Origin of the sequence: Flexivirga alba, from assembly GCF_042661025.1 — a bacterium.
GTDB classification, from domain to species: domain Bacteria; phylum Actinomycetota; class Actinomycetes; order Actinomycetales; family Dermatophilaceae; genus Flexivirga; species Flexivirga alba.
The window spans coordinates 1,329,887-1,352,479 of record NZ_JBHSWH010000001.1 but is presented as its reverse complement, the minus strand read 5'-3'; the positions used below and the strand labels follow the sequence as shown (position 1 = coordinate 1,352,479).

Genomic DNA, 22,593 nt, shown 5'->3' with positions numbered 1-22,593 from the left:
GCAACCCGATAACGTCTCCCGGAGTTTCCAAGTACCCGGAAGTAACGAAAGGTGGCGTCGGTGCAACGAGCCGCTCTCGTCGTCAACCCGACGAAGGTGAAGAACCTGCGGCGCCTTCGTGGCGAGCTGACCGCCGTTTTCCAGGGCTATGGCTGGGCCGAGCCGCTCTGGTCGGAGACGACCGTCGAGGACCCTGGCGGCGGGCAGGCACGTGACGCGCTGGCGCATGGCGTCGATCTGGTCGTCGCGCTCGGCGGCGACGGGACGGTCCGGTCTGTCGCCTCCGCGCTACTGCGCACCGACACACCGCTGGCCGTGCTGGCCGGCGGCACCGGCAACCTTTTCGCCCGGCAGCTCCGGCTTCCGATCAATCGGTATGCCGACGCCCTGCGCATCGGGCTCTCCGGCGCCGACACCCCGGTCGACGCCATCCGCATCTCGCTGGATTCGCGCGGCACCAGCGAATTCGACTCCGAGCACATCGGTTTGGTGATGGGCGGCATCGGTCGTGACGCCGACATCATGGCGGACACGACCGAGAAGCTGAAGTCACGGATCGGCTGGACGGCATACCTGGTGGCGGGGCTGCGACAGGCGACCCACGAGCTCATCCCGGCGCGCATCAAGGTGCCCGGCCGGCCGGTGCTCGAGCGTGACGTGACCGCCGTGCTGGCGGGTAACTGCGGCATGTTGCAGGGCGGCATGCGGCTGATGCCGGATGCAGTCGTCGACGACGGCCTGCTCGACGTGGTGGTCGTCAAGGGCGGCGGACTGCGCTGGCTGCCGGTCTTCGGCAAGGTCCTCACCCGCTCGCACAAGGACTCCGAGCAGTTCACCCGCGCGCAGGTCAGCGAGCTGACCGTTGACGTCGCAACGCCGCAACGCGTCGAGGTGGACGGGGACGTCATCGGTATGGCGCGCACGGTGCGCTTCGCCGCCGCGCACGGTGCTCTCACGGTGCGCCTGCCGCGGTAATGTCCCGACTCTTCCGCTTCGCCAGCAGTCACGACATCGCCGCGCCCCGGGACGCTGTTTTCGAGGTACTGCGAGACGCCGAGCGCTGGCCGCAGTGGTGGCCGCAGATCCGCTCGGTCACGCCGTATGACGACACGCACGGCCGGGCCGAGATCCGCAGTGTCCTACCGCTCACTCTCCGAGTCGAACTCTCCACGGAGCTCGTTGACGCCGAATCCGGCGTGTTACGAGCGACATTGGCCGGAGATCTGGTCGGCTGGTCGCAGTTCGCGCTGCGCGCCAGCGGACCCGACCGCACGATCCTGGACTACACACAAGAAGTGCGGCTCGGTATGCCGGGCATGATCGGCCGGCTGGCGTCCTCGGCGATCGCCCGCCCGGTGCTCATCGCCAACCACGCGGCGATGATGCGCAGCGGCATGCGTGGCCTGGCGCGAGCGGCGTTGAATCTCTGACACCCGCGATCACTGCTCGGATCGCAGCACTACACCCGCGATCCACGCGATGCCGGTGGCCGTCTCGTCCGGCGTGCCGCTGGGCTGGATGATGTGGCTGAGCACGGTGCGCACGATGACGTCGACACCGACATCGAGCTGCTCCCGATTCAGCGGCAGTTGGAAGCGCAGCATGCCGTCGGTGACCACCTGCTTCGCCTTCTCCAGCAGTTGCCCACCGTCGGTGGTGAGCAACGGCAGCAGCTCGGAGTTCGCACCGTGCGAACCGGCGATCACTGCCCGCAGCAACGGGTTCTCCCGGCCCAGCCGCAGCACCGCAAGGGATGCGTCATGGATCGCGGCCACTGGATCGTCGCCACTGCGCTCGAAGGCGTCGACGACTTGGCCGAGAAAGACTGTCAACTCACCCATGACCAGGGCCTGCGCCAGGGCCGGCTTGTTGCCGAAGACGTTGTAGACAGACTGCCGGGACACACCCGCCTCGTCGGCCAGCCGGGCCATAGTGATCTTCGACCAGCCTTCGGCGATCGTCATCGCTGCAGCCACCCGAAGCAGGCGCGTGCGCAGGTCCTCGCCTGCCGCCGGTGCCGTGGTCACGAGCGCGATTCTAGGCACGCTCCCGGCATACCGGGCGGTGGTCAGCGAAATGGCGCCGAGCCGCTTGCTTTCAGACGGCGACGACGAAGTCGAGCTTCTCCCGCACGCCACAGTCGGGGCAGCACCAGGTGTCCGGGATCTGGTCCCACGGAGTGCCGGCCGGGAAGCCCTCGCGCGGTGCGCCGGTGCGCTCGTCATACTCGTAGCCGCAGCCGGGGCAGCGCCCTCCGTGACCACCGGACTGGTCGTGCACCGACGTGTCCTTGCCAACGATGTCGAGGGGAGCAGCGTCTGGGCGGGCGCCATACCGAGCGAGGATCTTCTCGCGTTTGCGCGGCGAGATGTTCGCCTGCGAGATGTCGCCGTCGAAGTGCGCGAGCACCCGTGGATCCATGACACGGCGCCATACGGCGGGGACGGCGGCCAGCACGATCATCCCGGCGTATCCCGTTGGCAGCACTGGGGATTCCTTGTAGTTGCGCAGCGCCTGGTAGCGGCGGGTCGGGTTCGCGTGATGGTCGCTGTGCCGCTGCAGGTGGTAGAGCAGCACGTTGGTCGCGATGTTGTTGGAGTTCCAGCTGTGGCTCGGGTTGACCCGCTCGTAGCGGACCTTGCCGGGCACGCCGACCTTCTGCCGGAGCATGCCGTAGTGCTCCATATAGTTGACGACCTCGAGCAGCGAGAAGCCGACGATCGCCTGAATCACCAAGTAGAGCAACACTTCCCAACCGAAGAGAGCGGCGATAACTCCCCACAGCACGAGCGACATCAGCCAGGCGTTGAGCACGTCGTTGCCGATCCTGAACGGTTGCTTGTCGTGTCGCGAGTAGCGGCGCTTCTCCAGCCGCCACGCGCTCTTCAGCGAGCCGATCACGGTGCGCGGCCAGAACTGGTAGAAGTTCTCGCCCACCCGGCTGCTCGCGGGATCGTCGGGTGTCGCGACCCGCACGTGGTGCCCGCGATTGTGCTCGATGTAGAAGTGGCCGTAAAAGCTCTGTGCCAGTGCGATTTTCGACAGCCAGCGCTCGTGACTCTCCCGCTTGTGACCCAGCTCGTGCGCGGTGTTGATGCCGATGCCGCCGACACAGCCGATCGAGACCGCGCCGGCGATCTTGCCGATCACGCTGAGGTTCCACGGCTGCACGAAGCGGTGCGGGAAGTGCGCGAGTGCCCAGTCGTAGCCGGCGGTGTGCTGCAGCACCCAGCCGACCGGATTGACGCCACCGATGATCGCCATGATCGCGAAGAGCCCGAGATATTGCAGCGGCAGGTACGCGTAAACGATCCACCGGTAGTACTTGTCCTTCTCCAGCGCGTCGATCACATCGTCCGGCGGGTTGCTGCGGTCCAGCCCGGCCAGCAGGTCGATCGCCGGGACGATGCCGAGGATCAGGATCGGCCCGGTCCACAGGAAGACCGACCAGGAGGTGAGCGAGTAGAGCACGTAGACGAAGACGAACGCCGAAGGTATGACGAGACCGATCAGCCACAGATAGCGCTTCTTGTCCTGCCACACCTGGGTCGAGCCGTCGGGAACCGTTCCGGATGCATCCAGCACCGCCATGTTGTGACTCCCATCACATGCGAAGTTTACAAAATCATGCTGTTTGTAAACCAGGCCTGTCAAGGCCTTCCTTACGCGGAGTTCAGTAGCTCGCTGCGAGCGCACAGCCTCGCCATACATAATCAAGGCGGCGGCCGAGCCGGTCGCGACGTATGACGAGGGGAAGATGCCCGGTGGGAAGACACTCCAGCCGACGCACGAAGGGGACGATCGCGATCGTCGCGGGGGCCGCTGTCGCGATCGCCGGTGGAGTCGTGCTGGTCAATGGCCTCAACCATGACGACAGCACCGACCCGCCCATCAGTGCGATCGGCACGTCGTCGCCCGGGGCCTCCACCTCTAGCCAGCACCCGTCCACCAGCCACAGCTCGAGTAAGGCAACCGGCAAGCACTCGGGCACGTCGAGCGGCAGCTCCGACAAGGCGACCACGGTGGCGAAGCCGACCAGCAACAGCACACCGGCCTCAGTCGCCAATCCGGCTGGCGCAGCGTGCATTCCGAAGAGCCTGACCGTTTCCTCGGTCGGCATCGGCGACGAGCAAGTGGTGCCGATGGGCACCAACTCACAGGGCCAGATCTACCCGCCCGCCCACACGACGATGTGGTACAACCGTTCCGCGCAGCCCGGCCAGAACGGCATCTCGGTCATCGCCGGTCACGTCACGTATGACGGCCCGGACAACTTCTACAACCTGCGCAACGTCCCGATCGGCGCGAAGGTGTCCGTAACCTGCACCAACAACAAGGTGGTCCGGCTGCAGGTGACCCACACGGCGTCCGTGCTGAAGACGAAATTGACCACCGACCAGCGGGTGTGGGGCGGCAGTGCGACCCCGGTCGTGACGCTGGTGACCTGCGACATCGACTCGCCGATGATCGCCGGACACCACCTGAACAACTACGTGGTCTGGACCAGGCCGGCCTGACGCGGGGCGCATCCGTAGGTATCCACTTCAGCGGATGACTTCCGTGTCGAAACGGTCGGGAGTCCCGACGCTTATCTTGTCGGCCGCTCCCGTTTGGTATGCGTCTTCGACGAGCTGCACGGGAAAGTGATCACCGAAGTGGCCCCCGGGCGGCCACACCTCGTGGACTCGCCGTCGGTGAAGAAGTCAGGCAGGGTGCCCCCGCACCGCCTCAGACCCACCGAGCCGCCAACCACGGCGTACGCACCCCTGCCGGCGCCACCACCCGCCGCGCTGAAAACATTCGCGCTGCACGGGAGGCAGCAACGCCGCGACCTTGCCCCCTGGCCATGCTCTTCATAAATTGCAGTGTGGTCGAGCCCTCAGCGATGGACCAGCAATGCGGGATATATCGCTGAGGGGCGCAGATCCTGCAAATACTTCTTCTTCAAACCTTGGCGGACCAGCTCGTTGGCGGTGGCCGACATACACGGTGGGGAGTGCGTCGCTACCCGATCAACGCCGCTCGGGCGCGGCGGGATAGACGCCGAGGATCTTGACGTCGGTGGTGAAGAAGCGCAACTCGTCCAACGCGCGCTTCAGCGCGGGGTCCTCGGGATGCCCGTCGACCTCGCTGAGGAACTGCGTCGCGGCGAATTTGCCTCCCACCATGTAGGACTCGAGCTTGGTCATGTTGATGCCGTTGGTCGCAAAACCGCCGAGTGCCTTGTAGAGCGCCGCGGGGATGTTGCGCACGTTGAAGATGAAACTGGTCACCATCGGGCCTGACCCCTGCGGCGGGACGACGAAGTCCCGGGAGAGCACCACGAAACGGGTGGTGTTGTGGTCTTCGTCCTCGATGTCGTCGCGCAGCACCTCCAGCCCGTAGATCTCCGCCGCGAGCGGCGGACTGATCGCGCCCATCGTCGGGTCGGCCGCCTCGGCGACCTCACGGGCGGCGCCCGCCGTGTCACCGGAGATCACCGGCTCCAGGCCCAGCTCTCGTATGACGTTGCGGCACTGCCCGAGCGCGTGCACGTGACTGTGCACGGTGCGCAGGTCACCTATGGACGCACCGGGGATCGCCATCAGCGAGAAGCGGATCCGGTGGAAGTGCTCCGCCACGATGTGCAGCCTGCTGCGCGGCAGGAAGTGATGTATGTCGGCGACTCGGCCCGCCAGTGAGTTGTCAATCGGGATCATCGCCAGATCGGCACTCGGAGCGCCGCCGTTACCGGGCTCGACCGCCGCAAAGACATCCTCGAACGACGCGCACGGCACGCTCTCCAGATCGGGATATTCGCGCTCGCACACCGAGTGCGAGTTGGAGCCGAGTTCGCCCTGATAGGCGATGCGTCGAGGTGGGATCACGTCCGAAGCTTACGAGCGATGCCGTCCGCGGGCATCGACGCTTCGTCATACGGACGCCGCGCGCCATACACCATCCAGCGTCGGAGTTTGATGGTTTTGTCACGTACGATTTGCCCGGTGTTGCGACGGTGGCTTGTGTGGGTGGTGTGCGTCGCCGTGGTCGCCGTCGGCGGTTCCTATCTGATCTCCTACCTGACCCGGTGGCCGGCGGCCGAAAGGATCAGCCAGCCCGGTCCGCTCATCGTGGTCAGCCAGCCGACGCTTTCCTGGGACCAGGTCAGCGCGACGAAGACCCCGACCCTGTGGAACCTCGCCCACGAGGGTGCCGTCGGGTCGCTGACCACCCGCAGCCTCAGCTCACACAGCTGTGACAACCAGTCATGGCTGACCATCGGAGCAGGCAAGCGCACGACGGAGGGGTTCCGGGTGCCGATGACTTCGCCGGGCAAGAAACCCCTGCCGTGCACCAAACCGAAGCCACCCACACCGATCACCACCGACTCCACGACCGGCAGCGGAGCACCAGCGGTCTATTCGAACTGGGAGGCGGTGCGAACACGCGCCAAGGCCAGGGCGGTGCCCGCCGACCCGTCGAACGTCACCACCCGGATGACCGCGGGCGGTCAGTGCATCACGGCGGCCGGCCCTTACGCGGCGCTCGCGGCCGCGAACGCCCAGGGGCGGATCGAGCATTACGTCGCCGACCCGGCCACCGTCGACGTCACCTCGTGCCCCATCACTTTCATCGGCCTGCAGACGATGGACGACAAGCTGCTCGGCTCGATCCTGGCGAACGCGCCGCCCAACGCCACGATCGTCGTGGGCGGCTTCGCCGACGACACCGGTCCGGAGCTGCTGCACACCGTCGTGATCAAGGGGCCTGGTGTCCCGCACGGCCTGCTCACGTCGGAATCCACCCAACAGCCCGGCGTGGTGCAGCTGACCGACCTGTCCGCGCTGGTCTTCGCCCGCCTGGGTAACAAGGCGCCGCATTTGCCGGAGGGCCGCGTCCCGGCCGTGCAGCCCCGTGTCAAGGGCACCAGCGCGATCGTCGACGCCGGCATGGTCGCGATGCAACTGCAGGTGGAGCACGCCCTGTCGGGTGATTTCCTGACGCGCTTCGTCGTGACGATGGCCGTGCTGCTCGGTGCCGGCTGCGTCTGGTGGTGGCTCCGCCGCCGCTCCGCCGCCCGAGCCGGAGTGCCCACGAAGTCGAGCAAGCCGCTGCGGTGGTGGCTCAGCAGCTGCGCAGCGATCACCGCGTCGATGCCGGTCAGCACCTGGCTCATCGGTCTGGTCCCGTGGTGGGATGCCGCGGATCCCACCTTCGCCCTGGGCTGGGGGGTCGTCGGCTTCTCGGTGCTCATCTCGGCGCTGGCGTTGCTCGGCCCGTGGCGGAAGTATCCGATCGGCGCACCGCTGTTCATCGCCGTCGTGACGTTGTCAGTGCTGCTGCTGGACGTCATACACGGAACGCCGTTGCAGTTCGTGTCGATGATGGGCCTGCAGCCGGTGTATGGCGGCCGGTTCTACGGCATGGGCAACGTCGGTGACGCCATGATCGCGACCGCGTCGCTGGTGATCTGTGCGCTGCTGGCCGGAGTGCTCGTGCGCGGTGGACACCGCAGGCTGGCAGCGGCAACCGTCATCCTCATCGGCCTGGTCACGCTGCTGGTCGACGGGACCCCCATCTGGGGCGCCGACGGCGGCGGGCCGCTGGCGATGTTCCCGGCCTTCGCCTACCTCGCACTCAACGCCGGCGGACTGGCGCTGACCTGGCGGCGGGCCGCCCTCATCGGCGGCGCGGCCGTCGGGATCGTCGGCACCATCGCGGTGCTGGACTACCTGCGTCCACCGCAATACCGCACGCACCTGGGCGATTTCGTCGCTCAGATCCGCTACCACGGAGACTTCTCCGGCATCCAGCGGATCCTGCGAGCCAACTGGGTCATGTTGAGCAGCAACGTACTGACAGCCGTTGTGCCACTGATCCTCATCCTGGCGATCGTGATCCTGCTGACGCCGTCGCGGTGGCCCGGTCGACTGCTGATGCCACTGGTCAACCGGGTCCCGATGCTCGGTGAGGGCATCGCCGCCATCGTCGTCTGCTGGATCCTCGGCTTCGTGTCCAACGACTCCGGGGTGTCGATCCCGCCGACCGGATTATTGCTGCTGGCACCACTGCTGATGTTGCTGGCCGCCGCCCCTCGGTCGGCCTGGAGCGCGAGCGCGTGCGTGGCACGCTCGCGCACCCCAAACGGATCAGTGACGACGCCCCGGTCAGCGAATCGTGATCTGACGCGACACCAGGCCCGCCCGTGCACGTCGCTCGGCATCGGTCAGCGGGTCGCCGCTGCGCACCGACTCCAGCGCCTCGGTGAAGCGAGTGCTCAGCTCCCCCATACCCCCGTCGTATGACGCAGGCTCCGCCGCCGCGTCGACCTCCCAGACGGGGACCAACAGACCGCAAGTGCGGAAGGCACCGAGCAACCGACCTGCTTCAGACACCCCACGAAGTTCTCCTCCGCTTCGCTCCTCCGATACTTCGCGGGGACCCCGCATGAGTGCATCGTTGCCAGCAGCGTGCAGGCGGGCCAGCGCAGCGGTGGCCTCGTCCTCGTCGTGCGGCAAAACCCAACGCACGTAAGTGCGTTCACCGATCCGGCACCAGTAGGCCGACTGCACGGACGGCAGGGGCACGGTCGGTGTGACCGCCGAATTGGCCTGCTCCAGCGACGCGGCAGTCGCCTCGTCGAGCTCGTCCTGCTCGATCCAGAAGTCGAAGCCGTCGTGCAACTCGATCTCGGGTGCGTCGCCGGTGAGCAGGTCCTGCAGGCGAGGTGTCTCCGCGGTCACCGGCGGCGTCTTGACCACCGGCTGTCCCGGCTCCGTGTCGACGGTGGCGATCAGCGCGGCCGCCAGGTCGCGGCTGAGGTCACCCGATCCCGCGCCGGACTGGGTGGCGATGAAGCGCTCGCCGTCGGTGCGGTGCAGGCCGGCCCAGGCCAACGGCAGGACGGTTGCGACTCTGGCGGTGTGCTCGCCGCCGTCATACGAGAAGGTGAGCCGGGCGGTGGCCGCCGGGAGGATCTCGCGCATCGCGACCCAGCCGGTCTCGCCCGGCAAACCTTCGAACGGCCTGGGCGCGAAAGGGACTCGCGCCGCACGTGCGGTCTTCTTGTCGGCGCCCTTGCGGCGCGATGCCTTACCCATGGGGCATCAGCGTAGGGCGCCGCCTCCGGCGGTGGTGCTGCGGATGGCGTCGGTGACCGCGGCGAGCGCGAGTAGGCGTATGACGTCAACGTGCGCATCGACCTCGCCGGTGGCGGCGGCCACCAGCGCGTCGCCGTCGAAGCGCGTGTGCGGCGGAGTGATCGCGCGGGCCAGACCATCGTGCGCGCCCTGCGCGACGATGCGGCAACCGACCTTGTCGAGCGTGGCGTTGGTGACGACCAGCCCGATGGTCGTGTGCGTGCGATCGAACCCGAAGTGCTGCTGCAATGCCTCGACGGACGTCGTGTCGACCGGCGCAGAGCCGTCGTCGATGTCGCCAAAAGCGTTGACCACCACCAGTGCCCAGACCACGACCTCGCCAAGACGACGAGTCGCAGTGCGTATGCCGCCGGGGCGTGCTCCCTCCGGTCCGCGCCAATGGCTGACCATCGCACCGGTCCCCGCGCCGACCTGGCCGGTCGCCGGGTCGTCAGTGGTGGCAGCGGCCGCTGCGGCATACCCTGCTCGGCGCCGGGGCGGACCGACCCGTCACCGACGGCCAGGTCGAAGAGCGCAAGCGCCGGCACGATCGGCACGGCTCCGGCGGGGTCGGCACGCCGGAGCCGAGCTCCTCCATGCGACGCATCACGCCGTCGGCGGCGGCCAGCCCGAAGGCCGATCCGCCGGTGAGCAGCAGCGCGTCGATGCTGGTGACGGACTTGTCCGGCTCCATCAGCAACAGCTCGCGCGAGGCGGGCGCACCGCCACGGCATTCGTATGACGCAACCGTTCCGGGTGGGAATTCGATTGCGGTGCAACCAGTTCGGGCATCCATGTCGGTCCAGTGACCGACCTTCAGTCCGTCGATCGGGATCGTCATACCCACTGCCTCAGATCCGACGCCGCGACGCGCCGCCGAGCGCCGCCCAGACCATCGTGTGACCGTCGTCGTCGTTGACGCCCCACTCGAAGGCCAGCGAGCGCACGATCCGCAGACCTCGCCCGCTCGGCGCCCAGTCCGACTGTGGCTTGGGCTTGGGTTGTTTTTCGGAGCCGCCGTCGGTGACCTCGATCTCGACCCGCGGCGGGCGAGCACGCCAGCGGACCCGCACCGTTCCGTCGGGCAACGGACGACCATGCAGGATCGCGTTGGCGACCAACTCCGCGACGACCGTCTCGGCCTCCTCGACCACCTTGGACGGCAGCTTGCCGTCGCCAAGGTCACCGACGATCTCCTCGCGGACGCGCGGCACGGAGTCGATGGTCCACGGCAGTCGCACCGTCCGCACCCAGGGCTCGGACTTGCGCTTCTCACTCACGTGGTGCCACCTCTCCTCGTCATAACCGGTCGCGCCGCCTGGTTGTGCGCGGGGCATCGAGGAGTCATCATGCCGGATCGGCCCGATTTCTGAGTCACTGCACTGGGTATGCCGCGTCGACCATCTCGCGCACCAGCGCCGGCCGGTTGGTGATGATCGCGTCGACACCGATGCGCAGGCACAGCTCGATGTCGGGCTCCTTGTCGGCGGTCCACACATGCACTTGGTGTCCGTAATGGTGTTGTCGCGCAACGAATTCGGGATTGCGACGGATCATCCCCATGCGGGGGCCGGCGATTGCGACATTCGACGGCAGCCCGTCGCGGAAGAACGGCGACGTGCCGACCTCGATGAGCTGCACCCGCTGAAGGTGCGGGGCGAGCTTGGCGACTCGCTGAATCGCCATGGAGGAGAACGACATCACCCGCACCACCGGCTTGTCGGGCGCTGCCCTCAGCAGGTCGAACTCGCCCAGCAGGTTCACCAGCCGGCGCTCGACCTCCCCGGCATACCGGGTCGGGTGCTTGGTCTCGATGACCAGGTCGGGTTTGCGGTCGCTCGCGAGGACGGATCGGATCAGCTGCCGCAGCGTGAGGATGTTGGCGTGATGCCGGTCCGGGACCTCGTTCTCGTCACCGTGCGCGTCCTTCCAACTCCCCCAGTCGAGGCCCTCCAGCTGCGCCAACTCCAAGGTCGAAACGGTGCCGTGCCCGTTGGAGGTCCGGTTGACGCGTCGGTCGTGGACGCAGACCAGGTGCCGGTCGGCCGTCAGTCGCACGTCGCACTCGAGGCCGTCGGCCCCCTGGGCGATCGCGCGCTCATAGGCGCCGAGAGTGTGTTCGGGGTTGTCGTGACTGGCCCCGCGGTGAGCAATCACCTTGGGCGGGCCGCCACCGAGCGGTGAGCCGACTGTGCGCACAGACCTATCGTTGCAAAGTCGATCCTCATCGCGCCAGCGACCCGCGGACACCGTGCACAACTCTCCCCAGGGGAGAGTCCAGTACGCCGCAAACGCCCACCCGTGGGCTGAGACTCTCGGTCAGCGGGAGGTGAGCAGTTCGGTGACGACCGTCGTGTCGTGGAACGGCACGTCGCCGGTCGCCAGGTGCTGCACCCGCTCGTGACCCTTGCCCGCCACGACGACGACGTCGCCGGATCGTGCCTCACGCAGCGCCTTGTCGATCGCATCCCGCCGGTCGATCACGATCGTGGTGTTGGCGGGGTCGGCGCCGGCCATCACTTCGTTGGCGATGTCCTGCGGGTCCTCGTGATAGGCGTCGTCGGTGGTGATGATCGCGACGTCGGCCAGCTCGGAAGCCACCGCGCCCATCTTCGGCCGCTTGTCGCGGTCGCGCGCACCGGCCGCGCCATACACACACAGCAGGCGGCCTGCGCCGGCGACTTCGCGGGCTACCTCGAGCACGGCGCGCAGCCCGATGTCGGTGTGCGCGTAGTCGACGACGACCTCGAAGCCGCGGTCGACGGCGGCCGGGACGCGCTCGAATCGTCCTGGCACCTGGCGCATTTCGCTGACAGCTCGGGTGAGGATGTCTGGCGACATACCCATTTCGAGGGCGATGCCGGCGGCACCGGCGACGTTGTGCACGTTGTAGTCACCCAGCAATGGGATGCGCAGCTTCAGCCTCCCGTGTCGCGGCGTCACCAGCTCGAAAACGGTGTGCACGCCGTCGCGGCGCTCGTGGTCGATGCGGTAGTCGGCATTCGACGCGGCCCCGAAGGTCAGCGTGCCAGGGATCTCCTGCGCGAGTCGCGCACCCCACTCGTCGTCGGCGTTGGCGAGCTTGGGCCCGTCGGTCCACTCGAAGAGCTTGCGCTTGGTCCGATAGTAAGCCTCCATAGTGCCGTGCAGGTCGAGGTGGTCGCGGGTGAGGTTGGTGAAAAGCGCTGCGGCATACCGGGTTCCGTCTACCCGATGCAGATGTATGCCGTGCGAGCTGGTCTCCAGGACGACGTGCTGCAGTCCGGCGTCACGCATCCGGGCGAGGTTGGCCTGCACCTCGGTGGCTTCGCCGGTGGTGCGAACCGCCATCTCGTGATGTGTGCCGACGATGATCTCGGCGGTGGTCATCAGGCCGGTGGTGGCTTCGCCATACGCAGCGGTGAGGATCGCGTGCAGCACGTAGGAGCTGGTGGTCTTGCCGTTGGTGCCGGTGATGCCGTAGACGGTCAGGTCGTGGGAAGGATGTCCGGCGAGTTCGGTCGCGAGCGCCGCGAGCGCGACGCGGTCGTCGGGCACCACGGCTGTCGGGATGCCGTCAATCGGCTCCTCGGCGATGACCAGTGCGGCACCGCGCTCCATCGCCTGCGGAACGAAGTCCGCCCCGCGGGTGGTGAAGCCGTTGATCGCGACGAACGCGCCTCCGGGCACGACCGCACGGGAGTCATGGGTGACCGCGACGATCGGCCCGGTGAGCGGGGGCACCTCCACTCCGAGCACGCGCGCAACGCTTTTCTGGTCCAACGGCACCGTGGGAGCGTACCCGTCGCGGCGCGCCCCGGGCCTGCGGGCCGGACTCGGCGAGCCGCGGCCCCGATATCACCGTCTAGCACTCTCTAGTGTTCTGCTTAGAACCTCCTACACATCTACATCGAGCGGAAGTCGGCGACGCGAGCAGGCTCCCGCCAAAGGTCACGAACAGATTTCGACCGCGGCGCGCCGTCGGAGGGCGGCGATCGCCGTGTCAGACTCGTTCGGACCGATCGTGAATCGCCTGGCGGGGTTGTCCCGACCCGCCGGTAACCTCCGGTCCCGCACACACCTCTCGCAGACGACTTGAAAGCGCCATGACTGAGCACGAACACGACGTTCCGCCGCGCCCGGCATTCGTCCTGCAAGTGCGAAACGACGCCAATGGCGCCCCGACGGCCTGGTTGGACGACGAACAGATCACCGTGCCGCCGGGTGTCGGCGTCCACCGCGCGCTGATCCGCGCCGCGCGTCGGCGCGCTGACCGCACCGAGCCCGGTCACACCATTCGCGTCGCCGGTATGACGCCGGACGGCGCCACTTTTCACCTGGGCATCGGACCCGACGGCGACGCATGGGAAGTGCCGCCGCCGGAAGCCGACGAGGAACCCGTCGCAGCGGGACCGGCCCCGCCGGACGGCGGACCCGTCCCGGACGACATCTCGCACGTCATCGAGTTGCAGGATCTCGACGGCCGGCTCGTCGGCCTGGTCGACGACGAGGAGGTCACGCTGATCCCCGGCGTGGATCCCTACGACCAGTTGCTGCGCCAAGCACGGCGCCGAGCGGACGAGCACGCTCCCGGAAAGACCGTCCGGGTGCTCGGTCGGACACCCGGCGCACGGGTCTGGCACATCGCTCTCACCCCGGACGGCACTCCACAGGTCGTTGCGCCGGTGCACAGCCAGCCTGCGCCGCGGGTCGAGCGGGTGGAGCCCGCCGCTCCGGTGAACGCCTTCCGCCCGGCGGCTCCCTCGACACCTGCGGAGGAGCCGGGGCCGCAACCGGCATACGCGCCCGAGGACGACGAGACCGAGAGTCGGACCCCGCCGACCGCGGCCCTCACCGACGACCGCGGACGGCCGATCCCGACCACGACAGCCCCGGCGACCGCACCTCATGGATTCGGCACCACTCCCCGGAAGACGAGCGGCACCACGCCTACGAGCCCGACGAGGAGCCGCCCCGGGAAGCACGCGGCGACGGGCCTTCACGGCGCACCCTTCTGCTCGGCGGTGCCGGTGCGGTGGCCTTGGTCGGCGCCGCGACTGCGGGGTTCTTCGCGTTCCGCTCCGATGACAACAGCGCGAACCAACCGACACCCACGATGTCCGGCACGCCGTTGCCGGACAGCATTCGACCGCCCGCGGGCCTGCCGGCCAGCTACCTGTGGTCGGTCGTGAAACTCTCGGACGTCGCGCCGCAGATGGTGGTGACCGCCAAGCAATTGGTCGTGACAGTCGACAACGACACGACCGGTGGCATCCAGCTGGTCTCGCTCGACCCACAGAGCGGCAAATCCCAGTGGAAGGCCGACCTGCCGGTCGACGCGGTCGTTGCCGACGGTCCCGCACTGGTCCCGATAGATGGCTCCGACTCGATCGTGTTGACCACGCAGACGCAGATCCTTGCCTATCCGCTCGGCGGCGGAGACCCCAAAACCTGGCCGCTGGAACAGAATTGGAGCGTCGCCCTGACGACGAGCGGGGTGATCGCCACCAAACCGGACAACACGAAGAGTGCGTTCGTCCTGTATGGCGACAAGCTGACGCAACGCGCACTGCCCAAGGGTGCAAACCCGGTCGCTGTGCTGGCCGACGGCACCTTGGTCGCAACCGACGCCCACGGCAAGGTCTGGTTCAGCAAGGACCCCACCACAGCCCCGAAACCCAAGACCCTCAAGGCTCCCCGCGACACGACCCCCGGCACCTTCGTCGCGGCCACCCGCGATCAGATCATCACGGCGTTCGTGCCCAAGAACGAACCCACGGCGTCGCGACTGTGTGCCTTCTCGTTGCCGGGGTTGCAGCCGCGGATCACCACTGCACCCGTGAATCCCGCTGTCTTTCCTACCAACTTCATGCTTGCACCCGACGAGAGCTGGGCGGTTGCTGGCAACGCCTGGGTCGACATGACCACTGGCAACAGCCACGTCATCACCTCGAAGTGGTCGCCGATCGCGATCTCCCAAAACAACTCGTGGAGCAAGTCCGGCGACAACGTGCTGACCGCGACCAATCAGGGAAAGTCGCTCGGGCCCGCCACGAAGGACAGCGGCCAGGTCGCCATCCCCAAGGGCGGCACCGCCAAGGTCGTCTACTGCGTTGCGTCCATCGGCAGCGACACCACGCTGTATGCCGTGCCACTGAAGGGCTGACCTCGAACCCCTTTCCTGGGCTGGGAGAATGACGCGGTGCTGACCACGGGACTGTTCGTGGTCGCGGTCCTGCTCACCTGGCCGGTCCCGCGACTGCTGCCGAGCCTGACCGACCTGGAGCGGGTGCCAGGGCCGGCTTTGCTGCTGTGGCAAGCGATTTCGCTGTCTGCGATCTTTGCGTCTGTGTGTCTGGCGCCACTGGCGATCCTGCAGCTCGTCCGTGACGGCAGGCAGATCCCGGCACCTGCTGCGAACGTTCCGCTGCTGCTCCTCGGGCTGGTGATCTCCAGCCTGATCGTCGCTCGACTGCTCCTGCAGGGACATCGGATCGGCCGCGACCTGCGCGTGGCACGACGCAAGCACGCCGAGCTCGTCGATCTGCTCGGTGATCCCCCGGAGGGGGCGTCATACGACTCCATCACGGTGCTGGCTCACCCGACACCGACCGCCTATTGCATCCCGGGCAAAAGACGCCGAGTCGTGTTGACCGACAGCACAATTCGCGCGCTCCCTGCCGAACAACTGGGCGGCGTCCTGGCGCACGAACGCGCACACCTGCGGCTGCGTCACGACCTGGTCCTGGAGTTCTTCACCGTGCTGCACACCGCGGTTCCGCGCGTCATACGCAGTGACCGCGGCATACAGGAGGTACGCCTGCTGATCGAGCTGCTGGCCGATCGGGCCGCGTGTCGTTCGGTCGGGCCGGTGGCCGTGGCGCGGGCGCTGGTTCAGCTGTCGGGCGGGGCGCATCCGGACGCCACGCTTGGCGTGACCGGCGCGTCGGCGGTGCGGCGGATGGAGTTGCTGGCCGACAACGGCCCGCACCGGATGCTGTCCGCTTCGGTGCTCGCGGCGGCTGCGTTCGTCGTGCTGGCGACCGGGATCATCGCCTGGGGTGCGCTGCTAATGGGGTGAATTAGAAATAGAGCAGGTACGGATGTGGACAAAGTTGCTGGTCAGGCGCGAAGCGACTGTCAGCCAACTTTGGACGCGCCGCACTCGGAGTCGGTTGAGTCAGCGACCGTGCTTGCGCTCGACCTCAGCGAGTCCGGCGCGCAACACGTCGATGTCGTCGGCCGATGCATTGTCGAGGAAGCTCAGCAGCGCCGCCTTGCGGTCGTCCGGCGCCAGCGGCTCCAGGCTGGACTGCAGCACCTCGGCGGTCAGCTGATCGCGGGTCGCCGCTGCGCGGTAGCGCCAGGCGCGCCCGGCTCGCTCGCGGCCGACCAGGTCCTTCTTGGCCAGCCGGTCGAGCACGGTCATTACGGTCGTGTAGGCCAGGTCGCGGTCGACAAGCCGCTCGTGGACCTCTCGGACCGACAACCAACCGTCCTCGGGGAGCGCCCACAGCTGCTCCATCACGGCGCTCTCCAGGTCGCCGAGCCCGGATCGTCCCTGCCTCATCACGACGCCACCGTATCCTCACCCAACGAAGTTCTCCGCTCGTGCCTCGCTCCGATACTTCGCCGGGGCCCGAGGTCCACGGATCGGTCGATCCCAAAGGGTAGCTGTATGGCGAACTCCCGATCCGGCGCCAGGTCCGCGACGCCCTGGTGGGACACGGCGACGACGGACGCACCGGCCGTCGCGGTGCGCAGGTCGTGCATGACGGCGCGTGCCGTGGGTGAGTCCAGGTGTGCGACCGGTTCGTCGAGGAGCAGCACCGGCCGGGCCGACAGGAGCGCGCGGCCTATCGCCAGCCGGGTGCGCTCCCCACCGCTCACGCTTCGGCCGTCGCCGAGCTCGGAGTCGAGGCCCTGTGGAAGCGCCGCCAGCCACCTGCCGAGTCCCGCGTCGACGAGTGCGCCGGCGATCGCAGGGTCTGTGGCGTCCGGGCGGGCCAGGAGCAGGTTGGCGCGCACCGTGCCGGCGAAGACGTGCGGTTCGTCGTCCACGATCGCCAGCCGTGAGCGCACGTCGATGATCCTGTTGTGTTGGACGTCCACTCCCGCGAATGTGTAATGGCCCGAGGCGATCTCGAGGTGCCGAGCCAGTACTGCGAGCAGGGTGGACTTGCCCGCCCCGTTGGGCCCGGTGACACTGACCCGTTCGCCGGGCGCGAGACGGAAGTCGTCGACGGAGAGGTCGGTAGCGGCGCCGGTCCAGGAGGCACTCACCTGGTGCAGCCGGAGGTGAGCGGCCCCGGTGGGTGTGCTGGTTGCGCGCTCCGGGTCCTGCACCGCCGGTGGCTGCTCGGTCAGGCGGCGCAGCCGATCATGTGCCCAACGTCCGCGAGCGGCTGCGCCGACCGCGTCGGGCACCGTTCCAAGCACGTCGGTCAGGGCGAGCGGCCCCAGCACGAGTAGCGCGGCGATCGGCGCGCTGAGTTGCCCGCTCGCCAAACCGCCCCGCGCGACGATCGCCGTCAGGACGGTCGCCACGCCGGCCAGCACGGTGGTCATGGCGACACCGGCGGCCCGGCCCCGAGCCTGCCCAACAGTGGCGCGAGTGCTCTCGTGTGCGGCATCGTCGAGTTTCCGGACCAGCGGTTGCGCGGCCGAGATCGCCTGCACCGCAGGGAGATTCGTGGCCAGGAGCTGCGCGGCGTCATTGACCGCCGCGCGCGCTCGGAGGGTATGGCGCTGGCCGTCACTCTCCAACCGGTAGTCCCACCAGGCGACCAGCCCAACAGCGACCAGGATCGCCGCGAGGACGAGGCCGCTCGCCGGATGCAGCGCTGTCACGACACCGAGGGTGAGCACGGCCGTCGCTACGCAGCCGATCAGCGGCACCAGCGCCCGGACCTGCACGTCGACCTCGTCGTCCAGGTCGCTCACCGCACCGGTCAGCACGTCCGCCCGGCGCTTGCGTCCCAGCGCTGCCGGCGTGAGCGGGATCAACCGAGTGAAGAGCGAAGCCCGGCGCTCGACCAGGTCTGCGAGCGCTGCGTCGTGCGACCTGATTCGCTCGACGTAACGGAACACCGGTCGGCCGATGCCGAAGGCCCGCACGCAGACGATCGCCACCAGCAAGGTCAGCACCGGCGGCCTGGTGCTCGCCTGCACGATCAGCCACCCCGACGTCGCCATCAGCGCTACGCCGCACACGGAGGCCAGCGCGCCGATCGTCGCCGCGCGCAGCACGCCAGGCGCCGGACGCCATACAGAGCGCCCCGAAAAGCCCCTTGAGGAGCTCGTGAGGAACGAGCGAGCGTCTCGAAAGGCGGCTTCCGGTGGCCGCGCACTACGGCGGGGGCGAGAGACCTCGAGACGCTCCTCGGCCACCTCAACGCCCCGCGCCAATTCGAGCCGTATCACGTTGTCCGCCAACGCCATCAGGCTCTCGCTGTGGGTGGCCACGACGACGGCGCGAGTCCGGGCGAGCGCACGGATCATCGTCTCCACCTGACCGCGCATGGCGGGATCGAGATGGGCGGTCGGCTCATCGAGCAGGACGACCGAGGCAGAGGACAACTGCGCCCGGGTGAGCGCAAGCAGCGCCCGCTGGCCGGCGGACAGGCCGAATCCGTCGTCGCCGATGACCGTGTCGAGACCGTCCGGCAGGCGCCGCAGCGGCTCCGGCAGCCAGTCGGTGCCCGACGGTAACTCCCCTGTCAGCGCTAGGTTTTCGGCAATGCTGCCCGGCACGAGGAACGGGCGCTGGGTCACGTAGTGCACGACCGATGGTGACTCGACAGACCCGGTCGTCGCGGCGCGCAAGCCCGCGAGGAGGTCCAGCACGGTGGTCTTCCCGCAGCCCGACGGTCCGGTCAGCGCGGTCAGCCCGGCACGGACATCCAGGTCCAAGTCACGGATGACGAGTTGCTGCGCGCCTGGATGGCGATAGCCGAGCACCCGCGCATGCAGGGCGCCGGCCCCGCTCGTCGCCGACACGACCGGCGCCGAGTCCTGCGCCAGCAATTCGTCGATGGCCTGTGCACCATCCGCAGCCGCGTGAAACTCCTGCCCGACCCTGCGGATCGGCCAATACGCCTCCGGCGCCAGGAGTATGGCGACCAGACCCACCTCGAGACTCATCCCGCCGCTGACCAGCCGCAGCCCCACTGCGACGGCGACGATCGCCACAGAGATGGTGGCGAGCAACTCCAGCGCAGCAGAGCTGAGGAAGGCCGTACGCAGGGTCCGAACCGTCGCGGCACGCCACCGTTGACCGACGGCGCGCACCAGACCGACCTGATGCTCTGCCCGCTGGTAGTTGACCAACGTCGGCAGCCCACGCATCACATCGAGGAAATGCCCTGTCAACCGGTCGGTTTCACGCCACCGCGCCGCTGTCTCATCTCGAGTGTGCAGCCCGATGAGCGCGGCGAAGAGCGGCAGCAACGGCAGGGTGAGCACCACGATGAGCGCACTGATCCAGTCGGTGCATGCCAGCGCCACCAACGCAAAGACAGGCACGACCGCCGCACTGATCAGGGCCGGCAGGTAACGGGCGACATACGGCTCGATCGCCTCGGCACCCTTGGTGGCACGAGTCAGCATGACCGTTTCACTGGGACGGGTGTCGATCGTGCTGCCCAGCCACCCGTCGACGGCGCGGTGGCGAAGGAGGTTGCCGACATACGAACCCGCCCACGCCGCAACACGTTCCGCAGCGCCGCCAGCGATCGCCCGCAAGCCGAACACAACCAGCACGAGCACCGTGGGGACGACCAGCGACTTCTCGCGAACCACCGCCACGATCAGTGCCGCCACCACCACCGCCTGGGCGATTGCGAGCGCACCTTGCACGACGCCGATCACGCCGAGCGCCGCCAGCGGACGGCGCACCCGTGGCTCGACGCGCAGTAGTCGCGAATCGAGCGGTCGCATCAGTGGCTCCCCACCGTGGCGAGCGGATCAGTTTGCGGCGCAATGTGATCGGTGCTGATGCGCTTCCGGAAGACCCAGTAGTTCCAGGCCGAGTAGAGCAGCATGATCGGGGTGAACACCACCGCGGCGCCCGTCATGATTTGCAGTGTCAGGTGCGAGCTTGCAGCGTTGTGCACTGTGAGGCCAAAGGCCGGGTTGATCGTGCTCGGCATGACGGCGGGGTATGACGCGAGGAAGTAGCACGCCACGGTCGCACCGATCGTGACGAAGGTGCCGGTGAAGGCCAACCCGTCCCGGCCGATCCGGTCCGCTGCGAGCGCCGCCACGAAGGCGATCACCCCGATCGCGGCCACCAGCCAGGACCAGACCGTGCCCGTGTGGAGGTTGACCCAGATGAGCAGCGCGATGGCGAGAAGTGCTGCCACCGGGGCAGATCGGCGTGCGACGGTCCGCGCTTCGTCGCGGATCGAGCCGGAGGTCTTGAGTGCAAGGAAGAACGCGCCGTGCACGAGGGAGACCGCCACCAGGGTGAGCCCGCCGAGCAGACTCATCGGATTCAGCAGGGTGAAGAAGGTGCCGCTGAAGTTGCCGCTGCGATCCACCGGCACGCCGTGAATCAGATTGGTCAGCGCAATGCCGACCAGCAGCGGAGGCAGCACCGATCCGCCGATGATCACGGCATCCCACCCGGCACGCCATCGGTCATTGTCCCGCTTGTAGCGGTATTCAAAGCCCATGTTGCGCAGGATCAGCGCGACCAGGAGCAGCAGCATGGCCAGGTAGAAGCCGCTGAACATCGTTGCGTACCAAGCCGGGAACGCTGCGAACATCGCACCGCCGGCAGTTATCAGCCACACCTCGTTGCCGTCCCAGAAGGGTCCGATCGTGGTGAGCATCAGGCGTCGTTTGTCGTTCGTCTCGGCCTTGGTCTCACCCCGGCCGATGATCGCGAGCAGCATGCCGACGCCGAAATCGAAGCCTTCGAGGATCAGGTAGCCCGCCCAGAGCAGGCCGATGAGGATGAACCAGAACGTTTCCAGAGACATCGCGAAATCCTCAGTAGGAGAACGCCAGCGGCTCGTCGTCCGCCGACTGCTTCGTGGGTGTGTAGGGGTCCGCGCCATGGCGGGTGTAGTCGAGCATCAACTTGACCTCGACGACGGCCAGCCCGGCATACAGGATCGTGAAGACGGTCATCGAGGTGATCACCGACGCGGCGCTCACACTCGGCGAGACCCCCGATGAGGTAGTCATGACGCCATACACCAGCCACGGTTGGCGGCCGGTCTCGGTGAAGATCCAGCCAAAGCTGTTGCCCAGCACGGGAAGTAGCGGCGAGACGATGCCGGCCAGCACCAGCCATCGCGGGACCTCCGAGCGGCCCTTGCGGGTGAGCCAGAGCACGGCCACCGAGATGGCCGACGCGAGCATTCCGATGCCGATCATCAACCGGAAGGACCAGTAGGCGAGCGGGATATTCGGGGTGAAGACGGCGTCGGCGGGCTGGACGTAACGGGCGGGCTCTCCTCGGGCGGCCGCGGCCTTGGCGATCTGCCCGGGCAGCTCACGTTTCAGTTCGTTGACGCCCTGAACCTTGCCGTTGAACGATCCGGTTGCCAGGAAGCTCAGGACGCACGGGACCGTGATCGCATACTTCTCGTGCTCACCGTCCAGCGAGCCGATGGTGAGGAGGAGAACTCCGCACAGCTGTCCCGAGTTTGGTAAAGCGCTTCTGCCGCAGCCATTTTCATCGGCTGCACCTCGGTCATCACCTTGCCCTGCGTGTCGCCGGTGATGGAGACGCCCATGCCGGCGATCAGGGTGACGACGGCACCGACGCGCGCTGCCTTGCGATACATCTTCTTGTCGTGATCGTGCTTACGCATGGACCACAGGCCGACGCCCATCACCATCGCACCGCCGCAGAGGTATGACGCCGCCAGCACGTGCGGGAAGGTAACCAGTTGCACTTTGTTCGTGAGCACGGCGACGAAGTCGGTCAGCTCGGCGCGGCCGGTGACCCTGTTGTACTTGTAGCCGACCGGGTGCTGCATGAAGGAGTTCGCGGCGAGGATGAAGTATGCCGACAGGACCGTTCCGATGTGCACGACCCAGATGCAGGCGACATGGACCTTCTCCGGGATGCGCCCCCACCCGAAGATCCACAGCCCGAGGAACGTCGACTCCATGAAGAACGCGAGCAGTGCCTCGAAGGCCAGCGGCGCCCCGAAGATGTCACCGACGAACTTGCTGTAGTCCGACCAGTTCATCCCGAACTGGAACTCCTGCACGATGCCGGTGACCAGTCCGAGCGCGAAGTTGATCGTGAAGAGTTTGCCGAAAAACTTTGCCAATCGGAGCAGCTCGGGCTGTCGACGGCGTAAGTACCAGGTGTGGAAGCCGGCGACCATGGCCGAGAGGCCGATCGTGATCGGCACGAACAGGAAGTGGTAGACCGTCGTGATGGCGAACTGCCACCGCGCCAGATCGAGGGCGTCCACGCCGTCTCCTCCGTCGACTACTACAAGATGTCGTAGTTAACGTTACTACTGCGCGT

General features: G+C 67.5%; 17 protein-coding genes and 2 pseudogenes. 6 read left to right on the top strand and 13 right to left on the bottom strand.

Features of this window, described 5'->3' with window-relative positions:
• The first annotated feature begins 60 nt into the window (after nucleotides 1-60).
• Together ACFQDH_RS06590 and ACFQDH_RS06585 are read left to right on the top strand one after the other, a co-directional pair.
• Nucleotides 61-975, top strand: coding sequence for a diacylglycerol/lipid kinase family protein (locus tag ACFQDH_RS06590; RefSeq protein ID WP_382399634.1), 915 nt, complete (start codon nucleotides 61-63; stop codon nucleotides 973-975).
• Entirely contained in the window at nucleotides 975-1,430 is a 456-nt protein-coding gene (locus tag ACFQDH_RS06585; RefSeq protein ID WP_382399632.1) for an SRPBCC family protein, read from the top strand. The genes ACFQDH_RS06590 and ACFQDH_RS06585 overlap by 1 nt, the downstream gene beginning before the upstream one ends.
• Before the next feature lie 9 nt (nucleotides 1,431-1,439).
• Here ACFQDH_RS06585 and ACFQDH_RS06580 read toward each other — a convergent pair whose 3' ends face one another.
• Nucleotides 1,440-2,027 (bottom strand): TetR/AcrR family transcriptional regulator, encoded by a 588-nt coding sequence (locus ACFQDH_RS06580; RefSeq protein ID WP_382399630.1) that lies wholly within the window; start codon nucleotides 2,025-2,027, stop codon nucleotides 1,440-1,442.
• Between the two features lie 70 nt (nucleotides 2,028-2,097).
• Nucleotides 2,098-3,591, bottom strand: a complete 1,494-nt coding sequence (locus tag ACFQDH_RS06575; RefSeq protein WP_382399628.1) for a fatty acid desaturase — start codon at nucleotides 3,589-3,591, stop codon at nucleotides 2,098-2,100.
• A 173-nt stretch (nucleotides 3,592-3,764) separates the two neighbouring features.
• Between ACFQDH_RS06575 and ACFQDH_RS06570 the strand changes: the two genes are divergently transcribed.
• Nucleotides 3,765-4,517 (top strand): class F sortase, encoded by a 753-nt coding sequence (locus tag ACFQDH_RS06570; RefSeq protein WP_382399626.1) that lies wholly within the window; start codon nucleotides 3,765-3,767, stop codon nucleotides 4,515-4,517.
• Between the two features lie 495 nt (nucleotides 4,518-5,012).
• Here the strand turns inward: ACFQDH_RS06570 and ACFQDH_RS06565 are convergent, their stop codons facing one another.
• The 7 genes and pseudogenes from ACFQDH_RS06565 to ACFQDH_RS06535 form a co-directional block, all read right to left on the bottom strand.
• Entirely contained in the window at nucleotides 5,013-5,867 is an 855-nt protein-coding gene (locus tag ACFQDH_RS06565; RefSeq protein WP_382399624.1) for a prephenate dehydratase, read from the bottom strand.
• Between the two features lie 2,280 nt (nucleotides 5,868-8,147).
• Nucleotides 8,148-9,080: a DUF5926 family protein gene (locus ACFQDH_RS06560; RefSeq protein WP_382399622.1), complete on the bottom strand. Its 933-nt coding sequence runs from the start codon at nucleotides 9,078-9,080 to the stop codon at nucleotides 8,148-8,150.
• 6 nt (nucleotides 9,081-9,086) lie between these two features.
• A pseudogene (locus ACFQDH_RS06555) lies at nucleotides 9,087-9,539 on the bottom strand (P1 family peptidase); the annotation flags it as partial.
• 31 nt (nucleotides 9,540-9,570) lie between these two features.
• Nucleotides 9,571-9,960, bottom strand: a complete 390-nt coding sequence (locus tag ACFQDH_RS06550) for a P1 family peptidase (protein WP_382399620.1) — start codon at nucleotides 9,958-9,960, stop codon at nucleotides 9,571-9,573.
• 10 nt (nucleotides 9,961-9,970) lie between these two features.
• A complete protein-coding gene (locus tag ACFQDH_RS06545; RefSeq protein ID WP_382399618.1) occupies nucleotides 9,971-10,399 on the bottom strand; it encodes an ATP-binding protein in 429 nt (142 codons plus the stop codon).
• Between the two features lie 94 nt (nucleotides 10,400-10,493).
• The gene (locus ACFQDH_RS06540) at nucleotides 10,494-11,318 is read right to left on the bottom strand and encodes a glycerophosphodiester phosphodiesterase (RefSeq protein ID WP_382399616.1); all 825 of its coding nucleotides are present in this window, start codon (nucleotides 11,316-11,318) and stop codon (nucleotides 10,494-10,496) included.
• A 120-nt stretch (nucleotides 11,319-11,438) separates the two neighbouring features.
• Complete coding sequence (locus tag ACFQDH_RS06535; protein WP_382399614.1) at nucleotides 11,439-12,887, bottom strand: UDP-N-acetylmuramoyl-L-alanyl-D-glutamate--2,6-diaminopimelate ligase; 1,449 nt, start codon at nucleotides 12,885-12,887, stop codon at nucleotides 11,439-11,441.
• A gap of 317 nt (nucleotides 12,888-13,204) precedes the next feature.
• Here ACFQDH_RS06535 and ACFQDH_RS06530 point away from each other — a divergent pair, with 317 nt between their 5' ends.
• The 3 genes from ACFQDH_RS06530 to ACFQDH_RS06520 are packed head-to-tail and all read left to right on the top strand — an operon-like array spanning nucleotide 13,205 to nucleotide 16,179.
• On the top strand, nucleotides 13,205-14,290 hold the full coding sequence (locus ACFQDH_RS06530) for a hypothetical protein (protein ID WP_382399612.1): 1,086 nt from the start codon (nucleotides 13,205-13,207) through the stop codon (nucleotides 14,288-14,290).
• The gene (locus ACFQDH_RS06525; protein WP_382399610.1) at nucleotides 14,287-15,264 is read left to right on the top strand and encodes a hypothetical protein; all 978 of its coding nucleotides are present in this window, start codon (nucleotides 14,287-14,289) and stop codon (nucleotides 15,262-15,264) included. Before ACFQDH_RS06530 ends, ACFQDH_RS06525 begins: the two co-directional genes overlap by 4 nt.
• Before the next feature lie 36 nt (nucleotides 15,265-15,300).
• Nucleotides 15,301-16,179: a M56 family metallopeptidase gene (locus ACFQDH_RS06520; protein WP_382399608.1), complete on the top strand. Its 879-nt coding sequence runs from the start codon at nucleotides 15,301-15,303 to the stop codon at nucleotides 16,177-16,179.
• A gap of 99 nt (nucleotides 16,180-16,278) precedes the next feature.
• On the opposite strand, the gene ACFQDH_RS06515 is transcribed toward ACFQDH_RS06520, so the two are convergent.
• The 4 genes and pseudogenes from ACFQDH_RS06515 to ACFQDH_RS06500 form a co-directional block, all read right to left on the bottom strand.
• A complete protein-coding gene (locus tag ACFQDH_RS06515; RefSeq protein ID WP_382399606.1) occupies nucleotides 16,279-16,668 on the bottom strand; it encodes a BlaI/MecI/CopY family transcriptional regulator in 390 nt (129 codons plus the stop codon).
• Nucleotides 16,668-20,036: a thiol reductant ABC exporter subunit CydC gene (cydC, locus tag ACFQDH_RS06510; protein ID WP_382399604.1), complete on the bottom strand. Its 3,369-nt coding sequence runs from the start codon at nucleotides 20,034-20,036 to the stop codon at nucleotides 16,668-16,670. The genes ACFQDH_RS06515 and cydC overlap by 1 nt, the downstream gene beginning before the upstream one ends.
• Nucleotides 20,036-21,082: a cytochrome d ubiquinol oxidase subunit II gene (gene cydB / locus ACFQDH_RS06505; protein WP_382399602.1), complete on the bottom strand. Its 1,047-nt coding sequence runs from the start codon at nucleotides 21,080-21,082 to the stop codon at nucleotides 20,036-20,038. The genes cydC and cydB overlap by 1 nt, the downstream gene beginning before the upstream one ends.
• 10 nt (nucleotides 21,083-21,092) lie before the next feature.
• Nucleotides 21,093-22,537 (bottom strand): annotated as a pseudogene (locus tag ACFQDH_RS06500) (cytochrome ubiquinol oxidase subunit I).
• Between the last annotated feature and the right edge of the window lie 56 nt (nucleotides 22,538-22,593).